Origin of the sequence: Pseudomonas sp. B2M1-30 (assembly GCF_025447575.1) — a bacterium.
In the GTDB taxonomy this organism is placed as follows: Bacteria; Pseudomonadota; Gammaproteobacteria; order Pseudomonadales; family Pseudomonadaceae; genus Aquipseudomonas; species Aquipseudomonas botevensis.
Map to the genome: position 1 here is coordinate 116,841 of NZ_JAOEJT010000008.1, position 21,655 is coordinate 138,495.

Sequence of the window (21,655 nt, forward strand, 5' to 3'; positions counted from 1 at the left end):
TGCCAAGGTTTATCGGCATTGCTGAAACGATTGAAGCGGTGGGAGCAAGCAAGCCTGCTCCCACCTCAGGTGTGTTTATGCCACTACCTGATAGCACGGCACATACGCCGCGCCGCCCGGCAGTTTCATCCGGTGCTGGGCGACGAAGGCCTTGAGCAGCAGATCGAGCGGTTGCAGGATCGCCGCATCGCCACGGATCTGGTACGGCCCGTGTTCCTCGATCAGGCGAATGCCGTTGTCCTTGACGTTACCGGCGACAATCCCGGAGAACGCCCGACGCAGGTTGGCCGCCAGTTCGTGGGCCGGCTGATCGCGGTGCAGCTTGAGGTTGGCCATGTTTTCGTGGGTCGGGTCGAATGGACGCTGGAAGCGCTCGTCGATCTTCAGCAGCCAGTTGAAGTGGAACGCGTCGTTGCGCTCGCGGCGGAACTGCTTCACCTCCTTGAGGCCCTGGGTCATCTTGCGCGCGACTTCGGCCGGGTCGTCGATGATGATCTCGTAGTGCTTCTTCGCGGCTTCGCCAAGGGTGGCGGAGACGAAAGCGTCCAGTTGCTCCAGATACGGCGCGGCATGTTTCGGCCCGGTCAGGACCACCGGGAATGGCAGGCCTTCGTTGTCCGGGTGCATCAGAATTCCCAGCAGGTAGAGGAACTCTTCGGCGGTGCCGGCGCCGCCGGGGAAGATGATGATGCCGTGGCCGACGCGGACGAAGGCTTCCAGGCGTTTTTCGATGTCCGGCAGGATCACCAGCTCATTGACGATCGGATTCGGCGCTTCGGCGGCGATGATGCCCGGCTCGGTCAGGCCAAGGTAGCGGCCGCCGTGGATACGCTGTTTGGCGTGGGCGATGGTCGCGCCTTTCATCGGGCCTTTCATCACGCCGGGGCCGCAGCCGGTGCAGATGTCGAGGCTGCGCAGGCCCAGTTCGTGGCCGACTTTCTTGGTGTATTTGTATTCTTCGGTGTTGATCGAGTGGCCGCCCCAGCACACGACGATCTTCGGCTCGACGCCGGGGCGCAGGGTGCGGGCGTTGCGCAGCAGGTGGAAGACGTAGTCGCTGATGCCCTGGGAGGTGCTCAGGTCGATGCTCAAGGCATCCAGTTCGTTTTCGGTGTAGACGATGTCACGCAGGGCGCTGAACAGCATTTCCCGGGTGCTGGCGATCATTTCGCCGTCGACGAAGGCGTCGGCCGGGGCGTTCAGCAGTTCCAGGCGCACGCCGCGATCCTGCTGGTGAATGCGGATTTCGAAGTCCTTGTAGGCTTCCAGGATGGTTTTCGCGTTGTCGACATGGGCGCCGGTGTTGAGGATGGCCAGGGCGCACTGGCGGAAGAGGGTGTAGGTGCTGCCGGATCCGGCTTCGCTCAGTTGCTGAACTTCACGTTGAGATAGGGTTTCCAGGCTGCCCTTCGGGCTGACTGAGGCATTGATTACGTGTCGTTGGGTCATGCAAAAATCCTTAAAACGATGTCATTGCCGGGTCGGCCAACGGCATCCGAATAGTGTGTTCCCATGAATGAAGATGGCACGCTCTGCGGTGTATCGCCATATCCTTTTTGACTGATGAAAAGATGAAAAGGAGCCCCAGCATAGCTAAATCCTTCTCAGAGGCCATAATGCGCCGGCCGGTTTTTTCCAACGCCCGTTTAACCGCTCAAGGAAGCCATTGCAGATGTTCGAGATCCAGCCGATGAACGCCGCCACTTATCGCCAGCAGACCCGGCGCAGTACGTTGATCATTGCCGTGCTGTTCCTGGTGCTGGCGATGTTGTTTTCGACCACGGCAGTGGCGTTGTTCGGCGAGCCTGGCGGGGACAACCTGCGGTTCAACGTCGGAGGTGTGTTTGTCGGGTTTCTGCTGACCGGCGCCCTGTTGCGCGGGCGTTTCTGGAACCAGACGTGGATGGCCCCGGCGGTGTACGGCTGGCGGCTCAAGCGCAGTCTGATGAGCGTCACCAATGTGATGCATCAGGTGACGGCCAGGGTTGGGCAGGGTGACCCGACGGCGATGAAGGTCTTGCGCTTCTATCATCTGGGCCTGACCCAGATGCATGAACTGGACGGCAACTCCAGCGATCATGCGCAATTGCATCGGGAAGTCGAACAGCACAAGGCACGGATGCAAGCGCTGGGGCTCGATCCTGAACAGACGCGCCTTGATCCGGCCTGGCTGGAGTCCTTGAAGCCGACTGCCGGTTAAAACGGAATACGTGCGGCGCGCCGCAACTTCCATCGACGCAAAAGACGCCCGTACACCAGCAGGTTGATCGCCAGCACGATGCTGCCCAGGGCCAGTTGAATCTGCGGGGTCAGCCCGGCCGGGTAGATGACCGGCAAGACGTAGTGTTCGATGAAACCACCGGCGTATTCCGTCTGGCCGGCGGCGTGGCGCATCAGGTTTTCCCAATAGGTCAGCGGACAGGTCAGGTGCAACACCTCGACCGCGACACCCCAGGCCGCCGCCGGCAGGTGCAGCCACATCAGCCGTGGCCACCTGAGCACCAGCAAGCCGCCGAGCAACACGAAGACAATGAACGACAAGTGAAACAGCACGAGGCCGTCGGCGGCGATTCGGTAAAACATGGTGTCTCCCTGACACGGGTGTGGATGGCTGCAATCTTACGCCGCCCGGCGATGGATGGCTGAGGGGATTTCCCACAACTGCGCAAGATTGTTCAAGCCAGAAAAGGCCGTTTGCTGGCAAAGTCCGAGGTCTTGTCTCACGGTTGAAGAGCGTTATGTCCGATTCACTTATGCCGCGCAGTGCCTTTCTTCGCGGGGCTGCGGCGATCATGCCGTTATCGCTGGCGACGGCACCCTGGGGGCTGCTGGCCGGCTCCATGGCAATCGAAGCCAATCTCACGCCACTACAAGGGCAGGGCCTGTCGAGCATCGTGTTCGCTGGGGCCGCGCAACTGGTGGCTATCGGCATGCTCAAGGGCGGTGCCGGGATTTTCTCGATTTTGCTGACGACGCTGCTGCTGACTTCACAGCATTTGCTGTACGGCATGAGCATGCGTTCGGTGATTTCGCCGCTGCCGGGGCGCTGGCGCATCGGCCTGGGTTTTTTGCTCACCGATGAGTTGTTCGCCCTGACCAGTCAGCACGATCGCCAGCAATTCAATCGCTGGTACGCGTTGGGCGTCGGCCTGACGTTTTACATCGCCTGGAACCTGTTCACCCTGGCCGGCATCGTCCTGGGCAGCAGCATTCCGGGGCTGGAGCACCTGGGCCTGGACTTCTCGATCGCCGCGACCTTCATCGCCCTGATCACTCCGGTGGTGCGCAACGTGCCGACGGTGGTCTGTGTGGCGGTGTCGCTGTTCTGTTCGGTGCTGTTCAGCTATTGGCAGTGGGGCTCGGCGCTGGTGCTGTCGGGGCTGGCCGGAATGACCGCAGGGTTTGTCTGCAACAAGTTGTATCGGGGGCGCACATGATGATCTGGGCAGTGATTATCGGCATGGGGATTCTGGTGTTTCTCAACCGCTATGTGTTTCTCGAACCACGCTTGCCAGTCCGTTTAAGCAGCAACGCGCGGCAGTTTCTCGGCTTTGCCGTGCCTGGCATGTTGACCGCGATTTGCGGTCCCATCGTGTTCATGCCGGAGAAACAACTGAATTTGCAGTGGGACAATCCTTACTTGCTCAGTTCGCTGGTCGCCATTGGCCTGGTGATCTATACGCGCAATACGCTACTTAGCATGCTGTTGAGCATGGCGTTCTTCTTTTTATTGCGTTGGTGGCTCTAGTTCGAGGCTGCAAGTTGCCGGTCGGAATTTGTTCTACGCTTCAGGGATGACTGATGACTTTTCTGGCGAGGTGAGCATGGCAACCGAGAAGAAACGCCCTGACGAAGATGAAGAACCGAGCGAAGAAGAGATCGAGCGGGAGAAACACAAGGAGCAGACCTGGAAACATGACGACAGCCGCGAGCTCTCCGATCGGGATCAGGAACGCCCGTTGAAACCCTGACCCCTTGGTACGAAAAAGCCCCGCGATTGCGGGGCTTTTTCGTGGTGTCACAGATCGTCCAGCTGCGCGAAGTCGGGGTGCGAAGCCCGATAGCCCAAGGTCTTGTCGATCCATGCATTGAGCTCGTTGACCATCACCGGCGCGTGGCCCGGATAGTTGTCGAGGGTGGCGCGCAGGATGCGGTCGATATCGGGTACGGCGTGCAGGTTTCGGGTCTTGATGTAGTGGCCGATAAAACAGTCGAGTTGAAAGCGTTCTGTCATGGACAGATAAATACACTCCAGGCCGTTGGCCTGTTTGATTGCAAAATCGTCGCGCAACTTAGTTCTCTGCAAGGTTTGTTAAGTTTGTAGGGGATTCCCGGTCTTATTGACTCTTTGGTCAACTGGTATGCCAATAGGAAATGCGGCGCGCATCCTATCTGTAGCGTCTCGGAATGTATGTATGACGATTGAAATGTCAGACAGGCGGTTGATATCTCTCGACCGGCTGTTTGCGCTGTTGTCTCGCGGTTGAAACACTGGTTGTAACGCTACGGATTCACTCATTGAGTGCTTTCCTTGATAACGCATCGCGCCCGCTGTTCTTTAGGCTATCGGATCCTTCAGTCCTGGCTGTCCTGCCCGGTGAAGGTGTCGCGCCAGCGCAGCCAGCGACGTTCGGCCACCGCCAGCAGGCCATCGCTGAGTTTGCCCAGGAGTGCCAGGACAATGATCGCCGCCAGGACGATATCCGGGCGTGAGGTTTCCCGACCGTCACTGAGCAGATACCCCAGCCCTTTGGTCGCGGCGATCAGTTCGGCGGCGACCAGAAACATCCACGCCAGGCTCATGCCGCTGCGCAACCCGGTGAACAGGCCGGGCAGGGCGGCGGGCAGAAGAATACGGCGCACCAGTTGCAGACGGCTGAAGCCGTAGATGCGTCCGACTTCCACCAGTTTGCGGTCGATGTTGCGGATGGCCGCAACCACGTTGAGGTACACCGGAAAGAACGCGCCGATGGCGATCAGGACGATTTTCGAGGTTTCGTCGATCCCCAGCCACAGCAGCAACAGCGGCACCCAGGCCAGGCTCGGAATCGAGCGCAGCGCGGCGAAGGTCGGCTCCAGGTACGCTTCGGCTTCGCGGCTCAGTCCCACCCATGCGGCAAACGCCAGGGCCAGACCGGCGCCGATGGCAAAACCCAGCAGCACCCGTAGCAGGCTGGCGCCGATGTGTTTCCACAGCGCGCCTTCAGCCAGATCCGTCAGGGTCAGGGCAACCTCGCTCGGCGCGGGCATTTGATAGGACGGCAGCCAGCCGATGCGCACGATGAATTCCAGTGCGAGCACGATCAACAGCGGCAGCGCCAGACCTTTGAGGCGGCGTCGCCAGACCGGATTCAACGATGGGGGCTGGCGGCGCGCTACGGGCAGGGTGAGTTGCGTGGGCAGGTCGTTGCTCATGGTCAATTCTCCGCTCACAGCGAATCCGCGATGGGCGCGGACTCGTCGTGAGCCTGATCGGTTACTGGGCGGCGACGGTCTGCTGGAAACCAGGGTCGATCAGTTGATCGATCACTTGATCGACATTCACCCCACGGCGCACCAACTCTTCGGACACCAGGATCGGCGCGGCGGCTTTCGAGGCGAGCACGTCCTTGGCGGTGAGTTGCGGGCTGCTCAGGTCGGTGCGCGACAGTTGCAGTCTGGCCACCTCCAGCGGCAGGCCGGATTCGCTGGAGAGCAGTTTCGCCAGTTCATCCGGGTGCTTCACCGACCATTCGCGCGCCTGCTCGTAGGCCTTGATCACGGTGTCGATGGTTTGCGGATGCTCCTTGGCGTATTGCTCGGTCACGCTGACCACGCCGTAGCTGTTGAAACCGGGGTTGCGATACAGCAAGCGTGAACCGGCCTGCACCTGGCTGGCGGCCATGTGCGGATCGAGTCCGGCCCAGGCGTCGACGTCACCTTTTTCCAGTGCGGTGCGCCCGTCAGGGTGTTGCAGGTGTACCAGTTCGACGTCGTCCTTCTTCAGCCCGGCCTGTTGCAGGCTGCGCAAGGTGAAGAGGTACGGATCGGTGCCCTTGGTGGCGGCGATTTTCTTGCCCTTGAGATCAGCGACGGTGTGGTACGGCGAGTCCTTGCGTACCACCAGCGCGGTCCACTCGGCGCGGCTGTAGACGTACACCGATTTGATCGGGCTGCCATTGGCACGGCTCAGTACCGCCGCGAGGCTGGCGGAAGAGGCGAAATCGACGCCGCCGCTGTTCAGGTATTCCAGCGAGCGGTTGCTGCCTTGGCTGAGCACCCAGGTGACTTTGCTCTGGGGCAGGGCTTTTTCCAGGTAGCCCAAATGTTTGAGGGCCAGGCTGACCGGCGAATAGTAGGCGTAGTCCAGATGCACTTCGGCCGGCGCGGTTTCAGCGGCGTGGGCAACGGGTTGCAGGCTCAGGGCTACCGCGCAGGCCGCCAACAGCGTTTTGACTCGGGAAAACGGTAAGAAGGATGTCATGAGGGCGCTCCGCCAAGGCAACAGGTTCTTATGTCCAAAAAGATATTTTTATCGAATGCTTCCTGCATGAATGGAATATTGCAGGCTCTGTGCCATGTGCGCTCAGACGACGGATTTCGCGGGGTGCAAGGGTTTCTCCCGGATTGCAGCTGTTGCCGGATCAACACTTCGTCGCGCCACTGTTGCGGGGCCAACAGTGAAAACCGGCGGTGATGAGCTTATGCATTAATCGAATTTAAATTCAGATTTGTAAGAGCGTTATGGTCTATAAAAAGCCATCTTCAGGACTCGCCATGAAGCTCTCCCGTTTCCTACGTGCCACGTTGACCGCTGCGCTGTTTGCCTCACCACTTTCCTATGCCGCCGAACCATTGGTCTTGCATGTCGGCGATCAGAATTACTACAACATCCGTGCTTCAATAGAGGCGTCCGGCGTCTTGAAAGACGCGCCGTACAGCGTCGACTGGAAACACTTCCAGGCCGCTGCGCCGTTGGCCGAAGCATTGCAGACCGGTTCGCTGGACCTGGGCTTTCTCGGTGATTCGGGTTTCCTGTTTCTCGCCGCCAAGCAGGCGCCGGTGAAATTGATCGGGGTGTCGCGGCAGAACCCGGACACCATCGCCTTGCTGGTGCCGAAGGATTCGCCGGTGAAAACCATCGCCGATCTCAAGGGCAAAAAGGTCGCTTACTGGCCGGGTGCCTGGAGTCAGCAGTTGACCTTGCGTGCGCTGGAGCAGGGCGGGTTACCGGACAACTACGTCGACTTCGTCAAACTGATGCCGATCGATGCCGCCGCCGCGCTCCCCCAGGGCAGCATCGATGCGTTCCCGGTGTGGGAACCGTACATTTCCCAGCAGATCGTGTTCTCCGGGGCACGGCCGATTCTCACCGCGAAGAATCTGATGCCGGGGCTGAGCGCCATCGCCGCGTCGACGCCATCGATCGACAGCAAGCGTGAAGCGATTGCCGACTTTCTTGGGCGTTTGAAGCAGGCCAGGGCCTGGGTCGACAGCCACACTGACGAGTACGCCGACCTGTGGGCGAAGAAGGCCAACCTCGATCAGCAGGTTTCGCGGCACTGGTTGCGCCAGGCGCACATGACCGTCGGCCCGGTGGACCGGCAGGCCGCCGCCGATCTGCAAAGCACGGCGGACTTCCTGTTCAAGGTCAAGGCATTGCCGGCGCCGTTGGCGACGGCGGGCATCATTGATGGCACCTTCGAGCAGGCCCTGGCACGCTGAACGAGCGCTGGAACCAAACCCTGTGTACCCTTATCCAACCTCGGCCCACACTGACAGGTCACGGCTGGCGGGTCGCAGGGAGGCAGCAGCGGCGATGGAGTTTTGCCAATGACAACATGATCGCAACGGTCGGACTCAAGGCAAAACATGAAACAGTGGTTCAAGCTTTTCTGCGCAGCGGCCATCGCCGTCGGGCTGGCCGGTTGCATCGCCGCTCCCATCGAAATGACTTCGCAAACCCGGACGCGCCTGGAGGCACAGCCGCCGGTGCGGTTTCTGCTGACCTTCGATGACGGCCCCAGCGCCTCGAGTTTCTGGAACCCGACCGGCACCGTGCTCGACAGCCTGAAGAGCAATGCGTTGCAGCCAGACATCAAAGCCGTGTTTTTCGTCCAGACCAGCGCACCGAGGGCCGGCAACAGCGAGATCGGCTGGCGGCTCATGCAGCGTGAGCATGACGAAGGGCATGTACTGGGTTTCCACACCGCCACCCACTGGCACACCAATCATCGCTCGCTCGACCCCCAGGAACTGGAAGCCTCGCTGACCCGTGGCAGCGCCGACATCGCGGCGGTCACCGGTGCGCCGCCGACGTTGCTGCGTCCGCCATTCTGGAACTACGACAAGCGCACCTTCGCCGCTTATCAGCAGCACCACCTGCATGTGCTGCTCACCGACTTGAGTGCCAACGACGGCAAAATCTGGGGCTTCAATGCCAGCCCCCGGCGGCGGGCGAATATGTTGCGCCAATTGTCGGAAGTCCGTGAGCGGATTGCCCTCGGGCAATTTCCGACGGTGGACGGGGTGATTCCGGTGGTGGTGACCTTCCATGACCTCAACCGCTACACCGCGCGCCACACCCGCGAATACCTGCAGATCCTGCTCGACAGCGCGGCGGCCACGGGAGTGAGGCTGGCGGACAAGCCGTTCTACGACGACCACGCGGCGCTGGAGCGGGCAGCGCTGGCGCGTACCGTGCAAAGCGCCGGGGACCCCGTACGTTTGCCGGGTGTCTGGAACTGGATCTGGGATCGCAACGCACACTGAGGACGGCTGAACGAAGTTGCGACGGTGTTGGCATTTTTGCTCGAGGTCATGAGCGGCAGGGCGCTGAAAGCTCATCTATGCTCAACGGGTCAACCCGACCCATCGCCTGCGAGGCGTCCGTCCATGCTCGCCATTGCCGACATTTGCCGCATCGTCGAATCCGGCTTTTCGCCTCTGTGCTGCGATTGTGCCGAAACCGCGCAGGGGTTGTTGCAGATCAAGGTTTATGACCCTGACAGCGGGCGGGTGGATTTGCTGCTCAACGGTGTTTCCCCGGAACATCTGGTCACGATTCGTGACATTTCCAATTTCATTGGCGAATTGCGGACCGAAATGAGCGCCGGGCGTCGGGCGTTCGCCGGTTAGTCCTTCAGAGCCGACGCACGAAGGCGCGGACGATGCTCAATGTCGCGTCGCTGACGTTCAGGTTGTGTACCGTCTCCAGCGGATGCCAGATGCAATCGAAAATCTCGTTCTGCGCTTGCGCCTCGTCGATGTTCAGCACCGAGGCTTCGTAGACGTGGTGTCGCGTGCCGCCGCTGTGCAATTCCATCAGATACAGCATGTCGTCGGTCTTCAGGCCGGTTTCCTCGTCGAGTTCACGGGCGGCGGCCTGCGCGCGGGTTTCTCCCGGCTCGACCGTGCCGCCCGGCAGGGTCCAGCGGCATCGGGGTTTGCGCACCAGCAGAATGTGCCGATCCTGCTCGCATATCACGGTTGCACGTACTTTCATCTGTTACCTGATTACTGCCTGTCATGAAAAGGTCATGAAACTGCAATATTCGAGCCGTGGCCCGATCTAGAGGTTCCCTTGAGTTTCCGAGTGGTGTCGGTGCGCAAAAGTGCCGTTCCTTTGACGTTGTGGTGCGCGGGATTGGGGTGGATCGACGTCCGGTCGGCACAGGGATGGGGCGAGGGTGTAAGGTAAAAAAGTGCAACTGGACTTTTAGCAGTCGACAGGAGGTGTCTATGAGCATTGGCATGTTGAACAAAATGCACATGAACGGCTACGACGTACTCAGGGTCAACAATGGCCCCTGGCGGGTCTGCACCGAGGGTGACCGGTTGGCTTCTTTTGCCAGCCGGGAGGAAGCGATGGCGTATGCCGCCGCGCTTCCGGGCTACAAACCTCGTGCGCGCGCACCGAAGGCAGACTGACGGTCTGTCATGAAAAAGCCCCGGATATCCGGGGCTTTTTGCTGGGGACGATTCAGTGGACTTTCGTTCGGCTGATGGCGCGGGCCTTCACTTCCTTGGCATACAGTTGCAGGCGTTCTTCGTCGCTTTGCAGCACCTCACAGGATCTGAGCACCGTCTGGGCATCTGCCTCGTTGCCCGATTTACGCAACTGCTCGGCGATGCGCTTGAGGTCGACCGCCGACCATCGCAGATCCGATGCGACGGCTTGCAGGTCGCGTTGAAGTTCATGTTCGTATTCATTGAGCCGCATGATCACCTCCGGAACATTCTCGGTAGAACAGAGTAGCCGCATTTTCCGGGTAAAGGTCAAGGCATCTGTCGTCTGAGCGAATGCGGTGGATTTGTGTGCCGTTGGTCGGGATATTCAGGCTGAGGTTCGTTGTAGGCAAGATGCCCCGATGGATGTAGGAAGAGTTACAAGGTACATTCGCGTTTTTTTTCAATGAAGGATTCATTATGCGGATGTTGATCGGGGGAGTGCTGCTGGCAGCATTGGCCGGTTGCTCACTGCCGGCGTCACTGGTGCCGGGCGAACCGAACTTCAGCAAGATCAGTGGCAAGGCTCCCAAGGAATATGCCGCGTGCTTGTTGCCGCTGTGGCAGAAGGACATTCCCAAGACGTCGCAGGTTTCGATTTCCAATGGTTACCGCATCACCGCGCCGAGCATCGTCACCGCCGACGAGATTCTCGATATCGTGAAGTACAAGGACGGCAGCCGCGTCTCGTTGTATCAGGGGCCGCCATGGGCCAAGTCCGGGGCCTTGCGCCAATCGGTACGCGATTGCCTGTGATGGGGATATGAAAAAAGCAGAAACCGGGTAACGGTTTCTGCTTTTTTTTCGCCTGCGATTGCGATGGGCTCAATCGGAGACATCGGTGAGCGGAATATTGCCGCCGGTCTTTTTCTCGCGACGGTCCTGCATCCAGTCTTCCAGTTGGCTGGAAAACTCGGCCGGCGCCTTGCGCCCGACCTTTCTGGCAATGTCGAGAATGGTCTGTTGGGCCAGGGCGTCTTCCATGCGCTTTTGCGCCGTCATCATCGCGGCGTGAATCGAGCACGTACCCTCCAGCGCCCATTCTGGCGGCGAGCCCTCGAACAGGGCGCAGCGACCGCGAATGTCCCGGCACTCGAAAATGTTCTTGCGGCCATCGATGGCGTTGACGATGTCGAGCAGGGTGATTTCATCCGCCGGGCGCGCCAGTGTGAAGCCGCCCTTTACCCCGCCGGTGGACACCACCAGTTTGCCTTTGGCCAGTTTGGTGAAAATCTTCGCCAGGTAATCCAGCGGCACGCCTTGCAGCTCTGCGAGGTCGCGCACGCTGGCCTCGCGACTGTCGCCGCCGTTACCCACCAGAAAGGCCAGGCAATGGATGCCGTATTCGACGCCCGCACTGTAAAGCGACATAGCTATCTCCGACTGTAATTGTCGCATATTTTAACAGGCTGAACGGGCTGCGGCAAATGCGCAATGAAGGAGGGTATAGCCGTTTCTGGCCAGTAATTGCGGTGTTTTCTGAGCTTTTTATCGACGTGTCAAGCTTTCGAGCTATCGAAGTTTTCGATGCTAACTATCATGAAATCTGACTTGTTGAATTGAAAGGCGACCAATAAAGTCGCCGTTATCAGGTGAGCAGCGTTCCACGCTTTCTAGAATCGCAAGCGTGCCGGCTCCCGATGAACGTGAGTTCTCGAACCTCTTTCAATGACTTGGCCTTGGCCTGGAGACAACAATGAAACAGCACATTCTGGTAATCGGCGCAGGTTTCGGTGGCATGTGGACGGCGTTGAGCGCCACGCGTCTGGTCGACATGCACAATCGCGACAACATCGAGGTCACCGTGCTGGCCCCGCAAGCCGAGCTGCGGGTGCGTCCACGCTTCTACGAGCCGAACGCTCATCAACTGGCGGCACCGCTGGGCGATCTGTTTGCGGCGGTTGGCGTCAACTTCATCAAGGGCGCGGCCAAGACCATCGACGTCAATGCCAAAACCGTGGGCTACACCGATGCCGACGGCGTCGGTCAGGTGTTCCACTTCGACAAACTGGTGCTGGCCTCCGGCAGCGGCCTGGCTCTGCCGGACACTCCCGGCGTGGCGCAACATGCGTTCGACGTCGACCAGATCGAGGCGGCGATTCGCCTGGAAACCCACCTCAAATCGCTGATCAATCAACCGCAAAGCCAGGCGCGCAACACCGTCGTGGTCGCCGGTGGCGGCTTCACCGGGATCGAAACCGCGACCGAGATGCCGGCGCGTCTGCGGGCGGTGCTGGGTGACGAGGCCGAGATTCAAGTCATCATCGTCGATCGCGGGCAGAAGGTCGGTGCTGCGATGGGCGAGGCGATCAGCGTGTCGATTGCCGAAGCGAGCGCCGAGCTGGGCGTCGAATGGCGACTGGGTGTGTCGGTGCTGTCGGTCGATGCAAACGGCGTCACGCTGTCGGACGGTCAGCGCATCGAAGCGAACACCGTGGTCTGGACCACCGGCGTGCGCGCCAGCTCGCTGACCGAGCAGATTCCCGCCGAGCGTGATCGTCAGGGCCGCCTGCACGTCGATGCGCACCTGAAAGTGATTGGTCAGGACGACATCTTCGCCACCGGCGATGTGGCTTACGCGGCCAGCGACGATATCGGCAACTTTGCCCTGATGACCTGCCAGCATGCGATTTCCCTGGGGCGTCACGCCGGCAACAACGTCGCCGCGCAGATCCTGGGAGTCGACCCGACGCCGTACAGCCAGCCGAAATACGTGACCTGCCTGGACCTCGGCGCCTGGGGCGCGGTGTACACCGAGGGCTGGGATCGTCAGGTGAAACTGGTCAAGGAGGAGGGCAAGTCGCTCAAGACCCAGATCAACACCCAATGGATCTATCCACCTGCGGCTGACCGTGCGAGCGCTCTGGCCGCTGCCGACCCGATGATTCCCGTCGTCGCGTAATCAACGACGTTGCAATGATCCCGCTCCCTGAGCGGGATTTTTTTTGCCCCTTCAGAGGCTATGACTAAAAGTCATTGCCCCATGATTTTTAATGGTTACAGCCCGCCCGAACCGCGGTGTTAAAAAATCGCAAACACAGCTCATCAATAACAACCAGAGAGCGTTTGCAGCCATGTCCCCTTTCTCCCGCCGCACCTCCCCACGTCCGTTATTGACCGCGCCGGCCCCCTCGGCCCGCGTGAGTTGCCGAACACCCAAACATCCCTCTGCATCGCAAAGAGTAATGACTGATGAAAGAACTCGACCTGTACATCGGTGAAGGTTTCGAAGGCCCGGGCGTGAACGCCGCGCACATCAACATCCTGATCGGCCCGCGCAACGGTCCGGCAGGGCAGGCGTTCGCCAACAGCCTGGCCTCGCCGAGCCAGGGCCATTGCCCGTTCATGGTGATTGCCCAGCCGAACATTCCGGTCAAGCCGATGACCTTGTACGTGAACAAGGCTGCGATCAGCAGCGATCTGCACGGCAACGCCACCTGGGGCGCGTCCCAGGCCGGTATCGCCAAGGCAGTGCTCGAAGCGCTGCTCGACGGCACCCTGCCGCCGGAAGCCGAAGACGAGTGGGCCATCGTCACCGCCAACTGGGTCAACCCGGGCTGCGACGACCTCGATGCGGTGTACCTGAACAACTACAACGCCTGCCGCACCGCGATTCGCGCGGCCCTGACCGGCAAGCCGGAAACCGCGCAACTGAAAGACGTTGTCGCGCACATCAGCAACCCTTTCTACACTCCAAAAGCCTGAGGTCCGCGCCATGCAATACATTCGTTTGGGCAACTCCGGCCTGCAAGTCTCCCGCCTGTGCCTGGGCACCATGAACATGGGCACCCCGGACTGGAAACCGTGGATCTTCAATGAAAAACAAAGCGAGCCGATCGTGGCCCACGCCCTGGACAACGGCGTGAATTTCATCGACCTGGCGGACTTCTATTCCGCCGGCGTCGGCGAGGAAGTGGTGGGGCGCATCGTCAAGCGCCTGGCCCGTCGCGACGATCTGGTGATCACCACCAAGGTCGGCTACGGCACCCGCAGCGGCATCAACGCCAGCGGCCATTCGCGCAAGCACATCATGGACAGCATCGATGCTTCGCTGAAGCGTCTGGACATGGATTACGTCGACGTGTTCATGCTGCATTACTTCGACGTGAACACCCCGGTCGAAGAAACCATGGCCGCACTGAACGACATCGTGCGTTCCGGCAAGGCCCGTTACATCGGCGTCTCGACCATGCTCACCGGGCAGCTCGCCAAAATCCTCATGGCCTGCGAGCGCAACGGCTGGGTCAAGCCGATCAACATGCAACTGCAACTGAACTGCGCCTACCGCGAAGAAGAGCGCGAGATGATTCCGTTCTGCCGCGATCAGGGCATCGGTGTGTCGGTGTTCAGCCCGTTGGCCCGTGGTCTGCTGACCGGTGACGTGCAGTCGACCCGCAACCAGACCGACTTCTTCACCCAACAGATGTACAGCGACGAAGCCTCGTTCGAAATCGCCCATTCGGTGCAGCGTGTGGCCCGTGCCCGTGGCGTGTCGAACGCGCAGATCGCTCAGGCCTGGGTGGCCAATCATCCGGGCGTGGATTGCATGCTGGTCGGCGCCGACACCACCGCGCAATTCGACAGCGCGCTGGCGGCCCTGGAGACCCGACTGGACGCTGAAGAACTGCATGAACTGGAGCGCAACTACACGCCGTGCGACGTGATCAACGATTACACCGCCGGCAAACGCATCCTGCGCAACGCCCGTCCCGGCCTTGAGCGTTTCACTCTGCAAGGGGCGGTGGCATGAGCGCGTTGATTCGTCACGGCAACTTCATCGACGGCCAGTGGGGGCAGGGCGGCGCGACCTATGCGGTGCGCAACCCGGCCAACGGCGAACTGATTACCGACGTGCAAAAGGCTGGCGCTGAAGAGACTGACCTCGCCATCGAGGCGGCCAACCGGGCCTTGCCGGCCTGGCGCAAACTTACCGCCAAGGAACGCAGCCAGCGCCTGAAACGCTGGAGCGAGCTGATGCTTGCCAACCAGAAGGATCTGGCGACCCTGCTCAGTCGCGAACAGGGTAAACCGCTCGCCGAGGCCATGGGCGAAGTGGTCTACGCGGCGAGTTTTCTCGAGTGGTTCGGTGAGGAAGCCAAGCGTGCCTACGGCGATGTCATTCCGAGCCACAAGGCGGATGCGCGGATCATCGTGACCAAGGAAGCCATCGGCGTGGTCGCTGCGATCACCCCTTGGAACTTCCCGCTGGCGATGGTCACCCGCAAGGTCGGACCGGCGCTGGCGGCGGGTTGCACGATGATTCTCAAACCGTCGGAAGAAACGCCGCTCTCGGCCTTCGCCCTCGCGGTACTGGCTGAACAGGCCGGCATTCCGGCCGGTGTGTTCAACATCGTTTCCGGCGATGCCGTGGCGATTGGCGGCGCGCTGCAGGCCTCCAGCGTGGTGCGCAAACTGTCGTTCACCGGCTCCACCCGCACCGGCAAATTGCTGATGCGCCAGGCTGCCGACACTTTGAAAAAAGTCTCGCTGGAACTGGGTGGCAACGCGCCGTTCATTGTCTTCGACGATGCCGATCTGGATGCCGCCGTCAAAGGCGCGATGGCATCCAAGTTCCGCAACACCGGGCAGACCTGTGTGTGCGTCAACCGCTTCTTCATTCAGGACGGCGTCTATGAAGCCTTCACCGGCAAGCTCGCCGAAGCCGTGGCGGCCATGCGCGTCGGCCATGCGCTGGAAGGTGAAACCGAGCAAGGTCCGCTGATCAACAACGCGGCACTGGCCAAGGTGGAAAGTCATGTCAGCGATGCGCTGGAAAAAGGCGCCACGCTGCTTTGCGGCGGTCGTCGACATGCGCTGGGCGGCACGTTCTACGAGCCGACCATCCTCACCGAAGTCAACGGCGACATGTTGATTGCCCAGGATGAAACCTTCGGCCCGGTGGCCGCCTGTTTCCGCTTCAGGGACGAAGCCGAAGTGCTGGCGCGGGCCAACGACACACCGTTCGGTCTGTCGGCGTACTTCTACAGCCGCGACATCGGCCGGGTCTGGCGCATGGCCGAAGGGCTGGAAGCGGGCATGGTCGGGATCAACGAAGGGATCATCTCCACCGAAGTCGCGCCATTCGGTGGGATCAAGGAATCGGGCCTGGGACGCGAAGGTTCGAAGTACGGTCTGGATGACTATCTGGAGATCAAATACCTGTTGATGGGTGGCCTCTAGATTCACCTCGGCCTTGCGGGAGCAGGCTGGCTCCCGCAAGGCCAACGCAAGCGCTCCGTTTCTCCGTCAATAACAACAATTGGAGACGAACATGTCCGCTCAACCCGTAAAAATCGATGACCTGCCCATCGGGCGATTCCACCTCAAGATCGCCGGCCTGACCTTCGGCGCGCACTTCACCGACGGCTACATCCTTGGCCTGATCGGCATCGCGTTCACCTTGCTCAGTCCGCAGATGCAACTGGATGCCTTCTGGCAAGGCTTGATCGGCGCCTCGGCGCTGATCGGGCTGTTTCTCGGCAGTCTGTTTTTCGGCTGGATCTCGGACAAGGTCGGCCGGCAGAAAATCTTTCTGGTCAGTTTTGTGCTGATCACCCTGGCTTCGGTCATGCAGTTCTACGTCGAAACTGCCATGAGTCTGTTCCTCTGTCGGGTGCTGATCGGCATCGGGTTGGGCGGCGACTTCAGCGTCGGCCACGCGATGCTCGCCGAGTTCGCGCCGAAGAAACATCGCGGCGTGCTGCTCGGCTCGTTCAGCGTGATCTGGACGTTCGGTTACGTGGCCGCGACCTTCGTCGGCACTGCCATGCTCAGCCTTGGCGATGATGCCTGGCGTTGGATGCTGCCTCGTCGGCGATTCCGGCGGCGCTGATTCTGATTGCGCGTATCGGCACTCCGGAATCGCCGCGCTGGCTGGTCAATCAGGGTCGTGTTGCCGAAGCGCGGGCGATCGTCAAAAAACACCTGGGCGCCAATGTCGAACTCGACGAAAGCCAGTCCACCGAAACCCGCTCCGGCTACGCCGTGCTGTTCAGCCGTGAGTACCGCAAGCGCACGGCATTCAACTGCCTGTTCTTCGTCTGCATCGTCATGCCGTATTTCGCCATCTACACCTTCCTGCCGTCGATCCTGCAGAAGATGGGCCTGGCCGAAGGTTTCGGCACCGAGTTGATGTTGAACATGCTGCTGATCCTCGGCGCGCTGATCGGCATCTGGTGCACGATCAGGTTCACTCGGCGCGGGTTCCTGATCAACTCGTTCATCATCCTCGCGGTGGCGCTGTTTCTGCTGGCGGTACTGCCGAGCAGTGCGGCGTGGCTGATGGTGCTGGTGTTCGGGGTGTTCACGCTGGTGTTGTCGGCGGTGAGCAATCTGGTCGGGGTGTTCCCGGCTGAGAGCTTCCCCACCGAAGTGCGCGCCAGTGGTATTGGTCTGGCGACGGCGGTGAGTCGTCTGGGTTCGGCGGTGAGCACGTTCCTGCTGCCGGTGAGTGTGGCGGGGATCGGTCTGAGTCCGACCATGGGAATTCTGGCGGCGATCCTGGCGATTGGCGCGCTGCTGTCGTGGGCGTGGGCGCCGGAGACTAAGTCGCTGACGTTGAGCCAGGCGTGCAAGGCGCAGAGTCCGGTGGAGGGGAGTGGGGCAGTGGCTGCGAAAGTCGCTACATCTGTTTAGCGGTTATTGATGTGTTGTGCTTGAGGGCGGCCCCTCACTCCAGTCCTACCGAAACGCCGGGCCGCCCGGAGGGAGCCGTCCCCCGATCAATCCCCTCTCCCGCCGGGAGAGGGCAGCTTCGGCACTCGCCACAAGTACCACGCCGCCACTGTCCGGTACGGACTCCAGTCCAATCCAATCTCGATCATCTGCCTGCGCGTCGGCTGTACCTCCAGCCCTTTGAGGCGCCGATAGCCTTCGCGCACGCCAAAATCATCCGCCGGCAGGATGTCCCCGCGTTCCAGGCTGTAGATCAGCAACATCTCCACCGTCCAGCGCCCGACCCCGCGCAGGCTGATCAGCCGCTCGATCAGCGCCTCATCGTCCATCGCCAGCGCCGTGGCGTAGTCCGGCACCACGCCATCCAGCGTTGCTTGGGCAATCCCCTGAATCGTCGCGATTTTCCCCGCCGAAAACCCGCAACCGCGCAGCCGCTCGAAATCCGTCGCCAGAATCTGCTCGGGGCGTGGAAAGGTCTGTCCGGCAAACAACCCCACCAGCCGCCCGACAATCGCATCGCCGGCCTTGGCGTGCAGTTGCTGATAGGCGATCGCCCGCACCAGCGACTCGTAAGGATCCCGCGCCGGGTGCGGCTGGTGCAGGCAAGGGCCGACGGCAGCGATGTGGCGCTGCCAGTCGGTATCGAGGGCGGCGAGGAAAGCGCTCGCCGCTTCATATGGATCGGTCATGGCCTATTTCAGCAAACCGTTGACTTCGCCATAGGTCAGCGCCTTCAGATCGCGGCTGTCGAGTTGGCCGTTGGCGAGGAAGCTCTTCACCAGCGAACCCATCGCGCCATAGAGGAACTCGGCGATCCCGGAGCCGGCGCTCAAGCGGCGCACGCCCAGGGCCTTGAGTTCTTCGGGGGAGGGCAGGCCCGCGAAGCCGAGAACGTTGACCGGCAGCTTCGTGCCTTTGCAGATGGCTTCGATCTCGTAGGCCGAGGTGACACCCGCGGCGAACAGCCCGTCGGTTCCGGCCGCCTGATACAACGCGGCCCGGCGCAGGGTTTCGGCGACGCGATCCTCGGCAGGCACCAGGCCACGCAGGTACACGTCGGTGCGGGCGTTGATGAACAGCTTCACAGCGTGTTTCGCCGCCACTTGCCGGGCCACTTCGATCTTGCGTGCCAGCAGTTCCGGCGCGCCGTTGCCGTCCTCGATGTTGATCCCGACCGCACCAGCGGCCAGCACCGCGTCGACCACTTCGGCGACCCGGCCGAGGTCATCGGAGTAACCGGCCTCGATGTCCACGCTCAGCGGCACCTTGATCACCCGGGCGATGGATTCCACGGTACTGATCAAGCGCTCAAGGGGCAGGGTGTTGCCGTCCGGGTAACCGTGGACCCAGGCCACGGCGGCGCTGCTGGTGGCGACGGCCTTGCCGCCCAGGTGTTCGACCAGCCGCGCGCCGGTGGCGTCGGCGACGTTGGTCAGGATCAGCAAGTCTTGTTGATGCAACTGGTGAAACTGTGTGTCGAGCGCGCTCATCGAAATCCCTTCTTGTCAGTGGTCCAGATCGTCAGAAAGCCAGTTGTTGCGTGAGTTGTACCGCTGCGTTTTCCAGCCTGAGCAGAAACGCCTTGCGCGGTTGTCCTCCACCATAGCCGGTCAGCGAGCCATCCGCCCCGATCACCCGATGGCAGGGCACCACGATCGACAGCCGATTGTGCCCGTTGGCCAGGCCCACCGCGCGGCTGGCGCCGGGCTTGCCCAGGAGTGCGGCGATGGTGCCATAGGTGCTGGTGTGGCCGTAGGGGATTTGCCGCAATTGGGCCCAGACCTGGCGGGCGAACTCGCTGCCGGGCAAGTGCAGCGGCACGCTGAATTCGTTGAGTTGGCCGGCGAAGTACAGCGCCAGTTCACGTTCGATCTGCTGCAAATGCGCGTTGTGCCCCGGCGCGACCACGTAGCCGTGACGGTTTTGCAGCGCTTCGACTTCCCGGGTCAGCGCCGGGCGGTCGAGAAACTCCAGTAGCACCAGCCCACGCCGTTCGGCCATGGCGATCATCGGCCCCAGTGGCGTGGTCAGGCGGGTGAACAGCAGCGGCTCACTGGTCGCCGCACGCCCCGGCGTGATGTGGAACGACTTCTGGAACGCATCGCGAAAACCGCTGAGGGATTCGTAACCGGAATCGAACGCCGCGTGGTCGATGGACGTGCCTTGCCTGATTCCTCCCAGCGCCATGCCGAGTCGGCGGGTGCGCAGCCAGGCGTGAAAGGTCATGCCGAAATGCTGTTTGAACCAGCGCCGCAGCTTCAACGGCTCGATACCCTCGGCGAGCAATTGCGCATCGCTCCAGCGTTGTTCCGGCTCGGCGTGCACGGCCTTGAGCAGACGCTGCACCCAGTCCGGGGCGATGGCCGCCGCGTCCAGCGGCATGCAGCGCAGGCAGGCGCGGTAACCGGCGGACAGGCAGTCGTCGGCGTGGGCGAAGAACTCGACATTCTCCGGTTTCGGCTTGCGCGCCGTGCAACTGGGGCGGCAGAAGATCCCGGTGGTTTTCACGGCCGTGAAAAACACGCCTTCATAGGCAGTGTCGCGTTCGAGCATGGCGCGAACCATTTCGGCGTGGGGCGGCAGGACAGCGGTCTGTATGTTCATGGGCCGAGCATAAATCCGGGTTTTCGATGGCTCCACCGAAAAATCGACAGTGAATTTTCGGGCCGCTGCACTACATTGATCGGGTCGCTTCAACTCGGGAATTGCATGTATGTCACCGTTCACGATTCAACACATCGACCACATCGTCCTGCGCGTCGCGGATATGCAGCGCAGCATTGATTTCTACGACCGGGTCTTCGGCGCCGAAGTGGTCAGGCACAACGAAAAACTGGGCCTGGTGCATCTGCGCGCCGGCACATCGATGATCGATCTGGTCGACATTCACGGCGAAATCGGCCGCAAGGGCGGCGCCGCTGCCGGTGGCGAGCGGCGCAATGTCGATCACTTTTGCCTGCGCATCGAGCCGTTCGATGAGGCGGCGCTGGTCCGTCACCTGCAATCCTGCGGCTTGAGCGTGGAGAAAGCCGCCACCCGCTTCGGCGCGGAGGGCTACGGCCTGTCGCTGTACTGCTTCGATCCGGACGGCAATCAGGTCGAGCTCAAAGGCCCGTCCGAGGCCTGAGGATCAGGCGCGCCTGGCCATCAGCAACACCGAGGCCGCCGCCGACAACAGCCCCGCGCAGCAACGATTGAAAATCCGTTTGCCGCGCGGTTCGGCGAACCAGCGACGCATGTGCAGGCCCATGTAGGCGTAGGCGCTGATGGCGATCCATTCCAGCAGCAGGAACAGCACACCCAGCAGCATGAACTGCGGGGTGATGGCGCGGGCCGGATCGACGAATTGCGGCAGAAATGCGGTGAAGATGAGTATTGCCTTCGGATTGCCGGCCGCTACCAGGAACTCCTGGCGGGCCAGCGCCAGTAGCCCGTTCGCCGGTGCGGCAGCGGCGTCTTCTGCGCCAGGTTTGGCGTGCCAAAGCTGCCACGCCAGATACAGCAGATAAGCCGCGCCCAGAATCTTGATCCCGTAGAACAGCAGCTCAGACGTTTGCAGCACCACCGACAATCCGGCGGCTGCGAGGGCGATCATCCCGGCAAATGCCAGTAACCGCCCGACACCGGCCACGCAGGCCCGACGATAGCCATAACGGGTGGCATTGCTGACCGACAGCAGATTGTTCGGGCCGGGTGCCATGTTCAAGGCGAAGCAGGCGGGCAGAAACAGGGAGAGGGTGGCGAGATCCATGGCGCGGGCTCCGGTGACGGGAGCGGCATTTTTATCACGGCGTGGGAAGGGCTGACACGTACAGTCAGGCGGCAGTGTCGCGGTACAGCGGTGGCGTGGTTGTGGCAATCGGTTCGAACTTTATCTGTGGTCCGCGACTCAGAATTCCTCACAGGGAGAGGCAACGGCAGAAAAAACCATCTATCGGGTCAGAAAAAGCCAATGCCGTGTAAGCTCTCACTCCCCATGGCCCAAGCGGCCCAC

General features: G+C 61.3%; 26 protein-coding genes and 1 pseudogene. 15 read left to right on the top strand and 12 right to left on the bottom strand.

What is annotated here, in order from left to right:
• Window positions 1-75 precede the first annotated feature (75 nt).
• The gene (ppnN, locus tag N8H74_RS17150) at window positions 76-1,449 is read right to left on the bottom strand and encodes a nucleotide 5'-monophosphate nucleosidase PpnN (RefSeq protein WP_217833619.1); all 1,374 of its coding nucleotides are present in this window, start codon (window positions 1,447-1,449) and stop codon (window positions 76-78) included.
• A 223-nt stretch (window positions 1,450-1,672) separates the two neighbouring features.
• On the opposite strand from ppnN, the gene N8H74_RS17155 reads away from it, so the two are divergent.
• A complete protein-coding gene (locus tag N8H74_RS17155; RefSeq protein ID WP_217833620.1) occupies window positions 1,673-2,200 on the top strand; it encodes a DUF3087 domain-containing protein in 528 nt (175 codons plus the stop codon).
• Here the strand turns inward: N8H74_RS17155 and N8H74_RS17160 are convergent.
• Window positions 2,197-2,583: a DUF2784 domain-containing protein gene (locus N8H74_RS17160; protein ID WP_262149010.1), complete on the bottom strand. Its 387-nt coding sequence runs from the start codon at window positions 2,581-2,583 to the stop codon at window positions 2,197-2,199. The genes N8H74_RS17155 and N8H74_RS17160 overlap by 4 nt on opposite strands.
• Window positions 2,584-2,738: 155 nt before the next feature.
• Here N8H74_RS17160 and N8H74_RS17165 point away from each other — a divergent pair, with 155 nt between their 5' ends.
• The 3 genes from N8H74_RS17165 (at window position 2,739) to N8H74_RS17175 (ending at window position 3,971) form a co-directional block, all read left to right on the top strand.
• Entirely contained in the window at window positions 2,739-3,437 is a 699-nt protein-coding gene (locus tag N8H74_RS17165; protein WP_139054739.1) for an AzlC family ABC transporter permease, read from the top strand.
• The gene (locus N8H74_RS17170) at window positions 3,437-3,748 is read left to right on the top strand and encodes an AzlD domain-containing protein (protein WP_217833700.1); all 312 of its coding nucleotides are present in this window, start codon (window positions 3,437-3,439) and stop codon (window positions 3,746-3,748) included. Before N8H74_RS17165 ends, N8H74_RS17170 begins: the two co-directional genes overlap by 1 nt.
• 76 nt (window positions 3,749-3,824) lie before the next feature.
• Window positions 3,825-3,971: a hypothetical protein gene (locus N8H74_RS17175; protein WP_217833622.1), complete on the top strand. Its 147-nt coding sequence runs from the start codon at window positions 3,825-3,827 to the stop codon at window positions 3,969-3,971.
• Window positions 3,972-4,018: 47 nt separating this feature from the next.
• On the opposite strand, the gene N8H74_RS17180 is transcribed toward N8H74_RS17175, so the two are convergent.
• From N8H74_RS17180 to N8H74_RS17190, 3 genes are all read right to left on the bottom strand, one after another.
• Window positions 4,019-4,291 (bottom strand): hypothetical protein, encoded by a 273-nt coding sequence (locus N8H74_RS17180; RefSeq protein ID WP_217833623.1) that lies wholly within the window; start codon window positions 4,289-4,291, stop codon window positions 4,019-4,021.
• A gap of 284 nt (window positions 4,292-4,575) precedes the next feature.
• Complete coding sequence (locus N8H74_RS17185; RefSeq protein ID WP_262149013.1) at window positions 4,576-5,415, bottom strand: ABC transporter permease; 840 nt, start codon at window positions 5,413-5,415, stop codon at window positions 4,576-4,578.
• Between the two features lie 61 nt (window positions 5,416-5,476).
• Window positions 5,477-6,463 carry an aliphatic sulfonate ABC transporter substrate-binding protein gene (locus N8H74_RS17190; protein WP_262149015.1) on the bottom strand — a complete coding sequence of 329 codons (987 nt, stop codon included), beginning with the start codon at window positions 6,461-6,463 and terminating at the stop codon, window positions 5,477-5,479.
• Window positions 6,464-6,756: 293 nt separating this feature from the next.
• On the opposite strand from N8H74_RS17190, the gene N8H74_RS17195 reads away from it, so the two are divergent.
• The 3 genes from N8H74_RS17195 (at window position 6,757) to N8H74_RS17205 (ending at window position 9,117) form a co-directional block, all read left to right on the top strand.
• On the top strand, window positions 6,757-7,704 hold the full coding sequence (locus tag N8H74_RS17195) for an ABC transporter substrate-binding protein (protein WP_262149017.1): 948 nt from the start codon (window positions 6,757-6,759) through the stop codon (window positions 7,702-7,704).
• A gap of 147 nt (window positions 7,705-7,851) precedes the next feature.
• The gene (locus N8H74_RS17200) at window positions 7,852-8,751 is read left to right on the top strand and encodes a polysaccharide deacetylase family protein (RefSeq protein WP_262149018.1); all 900 of its coding nucleotides are present in this window, start codon (window positions 7,852-7,854) and stop codon (window positions 8,749-8,751) included.
• A gap of 123 nt (window positions 8,752-8,874) precedes the next feature.
• Entirely contained in the window at window positions 8,875-9,117 is a 243-nt protein-coding gene (locus tag N8H74_RS17205; protein ID WP_217833628.1) for a DUF1652 domain-containing protein, read from the top strand.
• Between the two features lie 4 nt (window positions 9,118-9,121).
• On the opposite strand, the gene N8H74_RS17210 is transcribed toward N8H74_RS17205, so the two are convergent.
• On the bottom strand, window positions 9,122-9,484 hold the full coding sequence (locus N8H74_RS17210) for an NUDIX hydrolase (protein ID WP_262149020.1): 363 nt from the start codon (window positions 9,482-9,484) through the stop codon (window positions 9,122-9,124).
• A 236-nt stretch (window positions 9,485-9,720) separates the two neighbouring features.
• Between N8H74_RS17210 and N8H74_RS17215 the strand changes: the two genes are divergently transcribed.
• Complete coding sequence (locus N8H74_RS17215; RefSeq protein WP_217833630.1) at window positions 9,721-9,909, top strand: DUF2188 domain-containing protein; 189 nt, start codon at window positions 9,721-9,723, stop codon at window positions 9,907-9,909.
• Between the two features lie 52 nt (window positions 9,910-9,961).
• Here N8H74_RS17215 and N8H74_RS17220 read toward each other — a convergent pair whose 3' ends face one another.
• Entirely contained in the window at window positions 9,962-10,201 is a 240-nt protein-coding gene (locus N8H74_RS17220; protein ID WP_053121283.1) for a hypothetical protein, read from the bottom strand.
• Window positions 10,202-10,407: 206 nt separating this feature from the next.
• Between N8H74_RS17220 and N8H74_RS17225 the strand changes: the two genes are divergently transcribed.
• Window positions 10,408-10,743: a hypothetical protein gene (locus N8H74_RS17225; RefSeq protein WP_262149024.1), complete on the top strand. Its 336-nt coding sequence runs from the start codon at window positions 10,408-10,410 to the stop codon at window positions 10,741-10,743.
• Window positions 10,744-10,812: 69 nt separating this feature from the next.
• Here the strand turns inward: N8H74_RS17225 and N8H74_RS17230 are convergent, their stop codons facing one another.
• Entirely contained in the window at window positions 10,813-11,358 is a 546-nt protein-coding gene (locus N8H74_RS17230) for an Rrf2 family transcriptional regulator (protein ID WP_262149026.1), read from the bottom strand.
• A 325-nt stretch (window positions 11,359-11,683) separates the two neighbouring features.
• On the opposite strand from N8H74_RS17230, the gene N8H74_RS17235 reads away from it, so the two are divergent.
• The 5 genes and pseudogenes from N8H74_RS17235 (at window position 11,684) to N8H74_RS17255 (ending at window position 17,622) form a co-directional block, all read left to right on the top strand.
• Window positions 11,684-12,889, top strand: a complete 1,206-nt coding sequence (locus tag N8H74_RS17235) for an NAD(P)/FAD-dependent oxidoreductase (RefSeq protein WP_262149028.1) — start codon at window positions 11,684-11,686, stop codon at window positions 12,887-12,889.
• Between the two features lie 290 nt (window positions 12,890-13,179).
• Window positions 13,180-13,692, top strand: coding sequence for a formaldehyde-activating enzyme (fae, locus tag N8H74_RS17240; protein ID WP_217833634.1), 513 nt, complete (start codon window positions 13,180-13,182; stop codon window positions 13,690-13,692).
• Between the two features lie 10 nt (window positions 13,693-13,702).
• On the top strand, window positions 13,703-14,737 hold the full coding sequence (locus N8H74_RS17245) for an aldo/keto reductase (RefSeq protein ID WP_217833635.1): 1,035 nt from the start codon (window positions 13,703-13,705) through the stop codon (window positions 14,735-14,737).
• Window positions 14,734-16,167, top strand: a complete 1,434-nt coding sequence (locus N8H74_RS17250) for an NAD-dependent succinate-semialdehyde dehydrogenase (protein ID WP_217833636.1) — start codon at window positions 14,734-14,736, stop codon at window positions 16,165-16,167. The genes N8H74_RS17245 and N8H74_RS17250 overlap by 4 nt, the downstream gene beginning before the upstream one ends.
• Window positions 16,168-16,258: 91 nt before the next feature.
• Window positions 16,259-17,622, top strand: a pseudogene (locus tag N8H74_RS17255) (MFS transporter).
• Between the two features lie 86 nt (window positions 17,623-17,708).
• Here N8H74_RS17255 and N8H74_RS17260 read toward each other — a convergent pair.
• From N8H74_RS17260 to N8H74_RS17270, 3 genes are read right to left on the bottom strand one after another with little or no spacing between them, the layout of a single operon-like run.
• Window positions 17,709-18,350 (bottom strand): DNA-3-methyladenine glycosylase, encoded by a 642-nt coding sequence (locus N8H74_RS17260; protein WP_262149031.1) that lies wholly within the window; start codon window positions 18,348-18,350, stop codon window positions 17,709-17,711.
• A gap of 3 nt (window positions 18,351-18,353) precedes the next feature.
• Window positions 18,354-19,151: an isocitrate lyase/phosphoenolpyruvate mutase family protein gene (locus N8H74_RS17265; RefSeq protein ID WP_262149033.1), complete on the bottom strand. Its 798-nt coding sequence runs from the start codon at window positions 19,149-19,151 to the stop codon at window positions 18,354-18,356.
• 31 nt (window positions 19,152-19,182) lie between these two features.
• Window positions 19,183-20,265: a bifunctional transcriptional activator/DNA repair protein Ada gene (locus N8H74_RS17270; protein WP_262149035.1), complete on the bottom strand. Its 1,083-nt coding sequence runs from the start codon at window positions 20,263-20,265 to the stop codon at window positions 19,183-19,185.
• Window positions 20,266-20,374: 109 nt separating this feature from the next.
• Here N8H74_RS17270 and N8H74_RS17275 point away from each other — a divergent pair, with 109 nt between their 5' ends.
• Window positions 20,375-20,788, top strand: coding sequence for a VOC family protein (locus tag N8H74_RS17275; protein WP_217833641.1), 414 nt, complete (start codon window positions 20,375-20,377; stop codon window positions 20,786-20,788).
• A gap of 3 nt (window positions 20,789-20,791) precedes the next feature.
• Here N8H74_RS17275 and N8H74_RS17280 read toward each other — a convergent pair whose 3' ends face one another.
• Complete coding sequence (locus N8H74_RS17280; RefSeq protein WP_217833642.1) at window positions 20,792-21,412, bottom strand: LysE family translocator; 621 nt, start codon at window positions 21,410-21,412, stop codon at window positions 20,792-20,794.
• Window positions 21,413-21,655: the final 243 nt, after the last annotated feature.

Excerpts from the sequence above, each read along its gene's own strand:
- N8H74_RS17200 (WP_262149018.1), top strand. The coding sequence starts at position 7,852 with ATGAAACAGTGGTTCAAGCTTTTCTGCGCAGCGGCCATCGCCGTCGGG.
- N8H74_RS17250 (WP_217833636.1), top strand. The coding sequence starts at position 14,734 with ATGAGCGCGTTGATTCGTCACGGCAACTTCATCGACGGCCAGTGGGGG.
- N8H74_RS17225 (WP_262149024.1), top strand. The coding sequence starts at position 10,408 with ATGCGGATGTTGATCGGGGGAGTGCTGCTGGCAGCATTGGCCGGTTGC.
- N8H74_RS17235 (WP_262149028.1), top strand. The coding sequence starts at position 11,684 with ATGAAACAGCACATTCTGGTAATCGGCGCAGGTTTCGGTGGCATGTGG.
- N8H74_RS17170 (WP_217833700.1), top strand. The coding sequence starts at position 3,437 with ATGATCTGGGCAGTGATTATCGGCATGGGGATTCTGGTGTTTCTCAAC.
- fae (WP_217833634.1), top strand. The coding sequence starts at position 13,180 with ATGAAAGAACTCGACCTGTACATCGGTGAAGGTTTCGAAGGCCCGGGC.
- N8H74_RS17230 (WP_262149026.1), bottom strand. The coding sequence starts at position 11,358 with ATGTCGCTTTACAGTGCGGGCGTCGAATACGGCATCCATTGCCTGGCC.
- N8H74_RS17245 (WP_217833635.1), top strand. The coding sequence starts at position 13,703 with ATGCAATACATTCGTTTGGGCAACTCCGGCCTGCAAGTCTCCCGCCTG.
- N8H74_RS17195 (WP_262149017.1), top strand. The coding sequence starts at position 6,757 with ATGAAGCTCTCCCGTTTCCTACGTGCCACGTTGACCGCTGCGCTGTTT.
- N8H74_RS17210 (WP_262149020.1), bottom strand. The coding sequence starts at position 9,484 with ATGAAAGTACGTGCAACCGTGATATGCGAGCAGGATCGGCACATTCTG.
- N8H74_RS17220 (WP_053121283.1), bottom strand. The coding sequence starts at position 10,201 with ATGCGGCTCAATGAATACGAACATGAACTTCAACGCGACCTGCAAGCC.
- N8H74_RS17215 (WP_217833630.1), top strand. The coding sequence starts at position 9,721 with ATGAGCATTGGCATGTTGAACAAAATGCACATGAACGGCTACGACGTA.
- N8H74_RS17270 (WP_262149035.1), bottom strand. The coding sequence starts at position 20,265 with ATGAACATACAGACCGCTGTCCTGCCGCCCCACGCCGAAATGGTTCGC.
- N8H74_RS17275 (WP_217833641.1), top strand. The coding sequence starts at position 20,375 with ATGTCACCGTTCACGATTCAACACATCGACCACATCGTCCTGCGCGTC.
- N8H74_RS17260 (WP_262149031.1), bottom strand. The coding sequence starts at position 18,350 with ATGACCGATCCATATGAAGCGGCGAGCGCTTTCCTCGCCGCCCTCGAT.
- N8H74_RS17190 (WP_262149015.1), bottom strand. The coding sequence starts at position 6,463 with ATGACATCCTTCTTACCGTTTTCCCGAGTCAAAACGCTGTTGGCGGCC.
- N8H74_RS17205 (WP_217833628.1), top strand. The coding sequence starts at position 8,875 with ATGCTCGCCATTGCCGACATTTGCCGCATCGTCGAATCCGGCTTTTCG.
- N8H74_RS17165 (WP_139054739.1), top strand. The coding sequence starts at position 2,739 with ATGTCCGATTCACTTATGCCGCGCAGTGCCTTTCTTCGCGGGGCTGCG.
- N8H74_RS17155 (WP_217833620.1), top strand. The coding sequence starts at position 1,673 with ATGTTCGAGATCCAGCCGATGAACGCCGCCACTTATCGCCAGCAGACC.
- N8H74_RS17185 (WP_262149013.1), bottom strand. The coding sequence starts at position 5,415 with ATGAGCAACGACCTGCCCACGCAACTCACCCTGCCCGTAGCGCGCCGC.
- N8H74_RS17160 (WP_262149010.1), bottom strand. The coding sequence starts at position 2,583 with ATGTTTTACCGAATCGCCGCCGACGGCCTCGTGCTGTTTCACTTGTCG.
- N8H74_RS17280 (WP_217833642.1), bottom strand. The coding sequence starts at position 21,412 with ATGGATCTCGCCACCCTCTCCCTGTTTCTGCCCGCCTGCTTCGCCTTG.
- N8H74_RS17175 (WP_217833622.1), top strand. The coding sequence starts at position 3,825 with ATGGCAACCGAGAAGAAACGCCCTGACGAAGATGAAGAACCGAGCGAA.
- N8H74_RS17265 (WP_262149033.1), bottom strand. The coding sequence starts at position 19,151 with ATGAGCGCGCTCGACACACAGTTTCACCAGTTGCATCAACAAGACTTG.
- ppnN (WP_217833619.1), bottom strand. The coding sequence starts at position 1,449 with ATGACCCAACGACACGTAATCAATGCCTCAGTCAGCCCGAAGGGCAGC.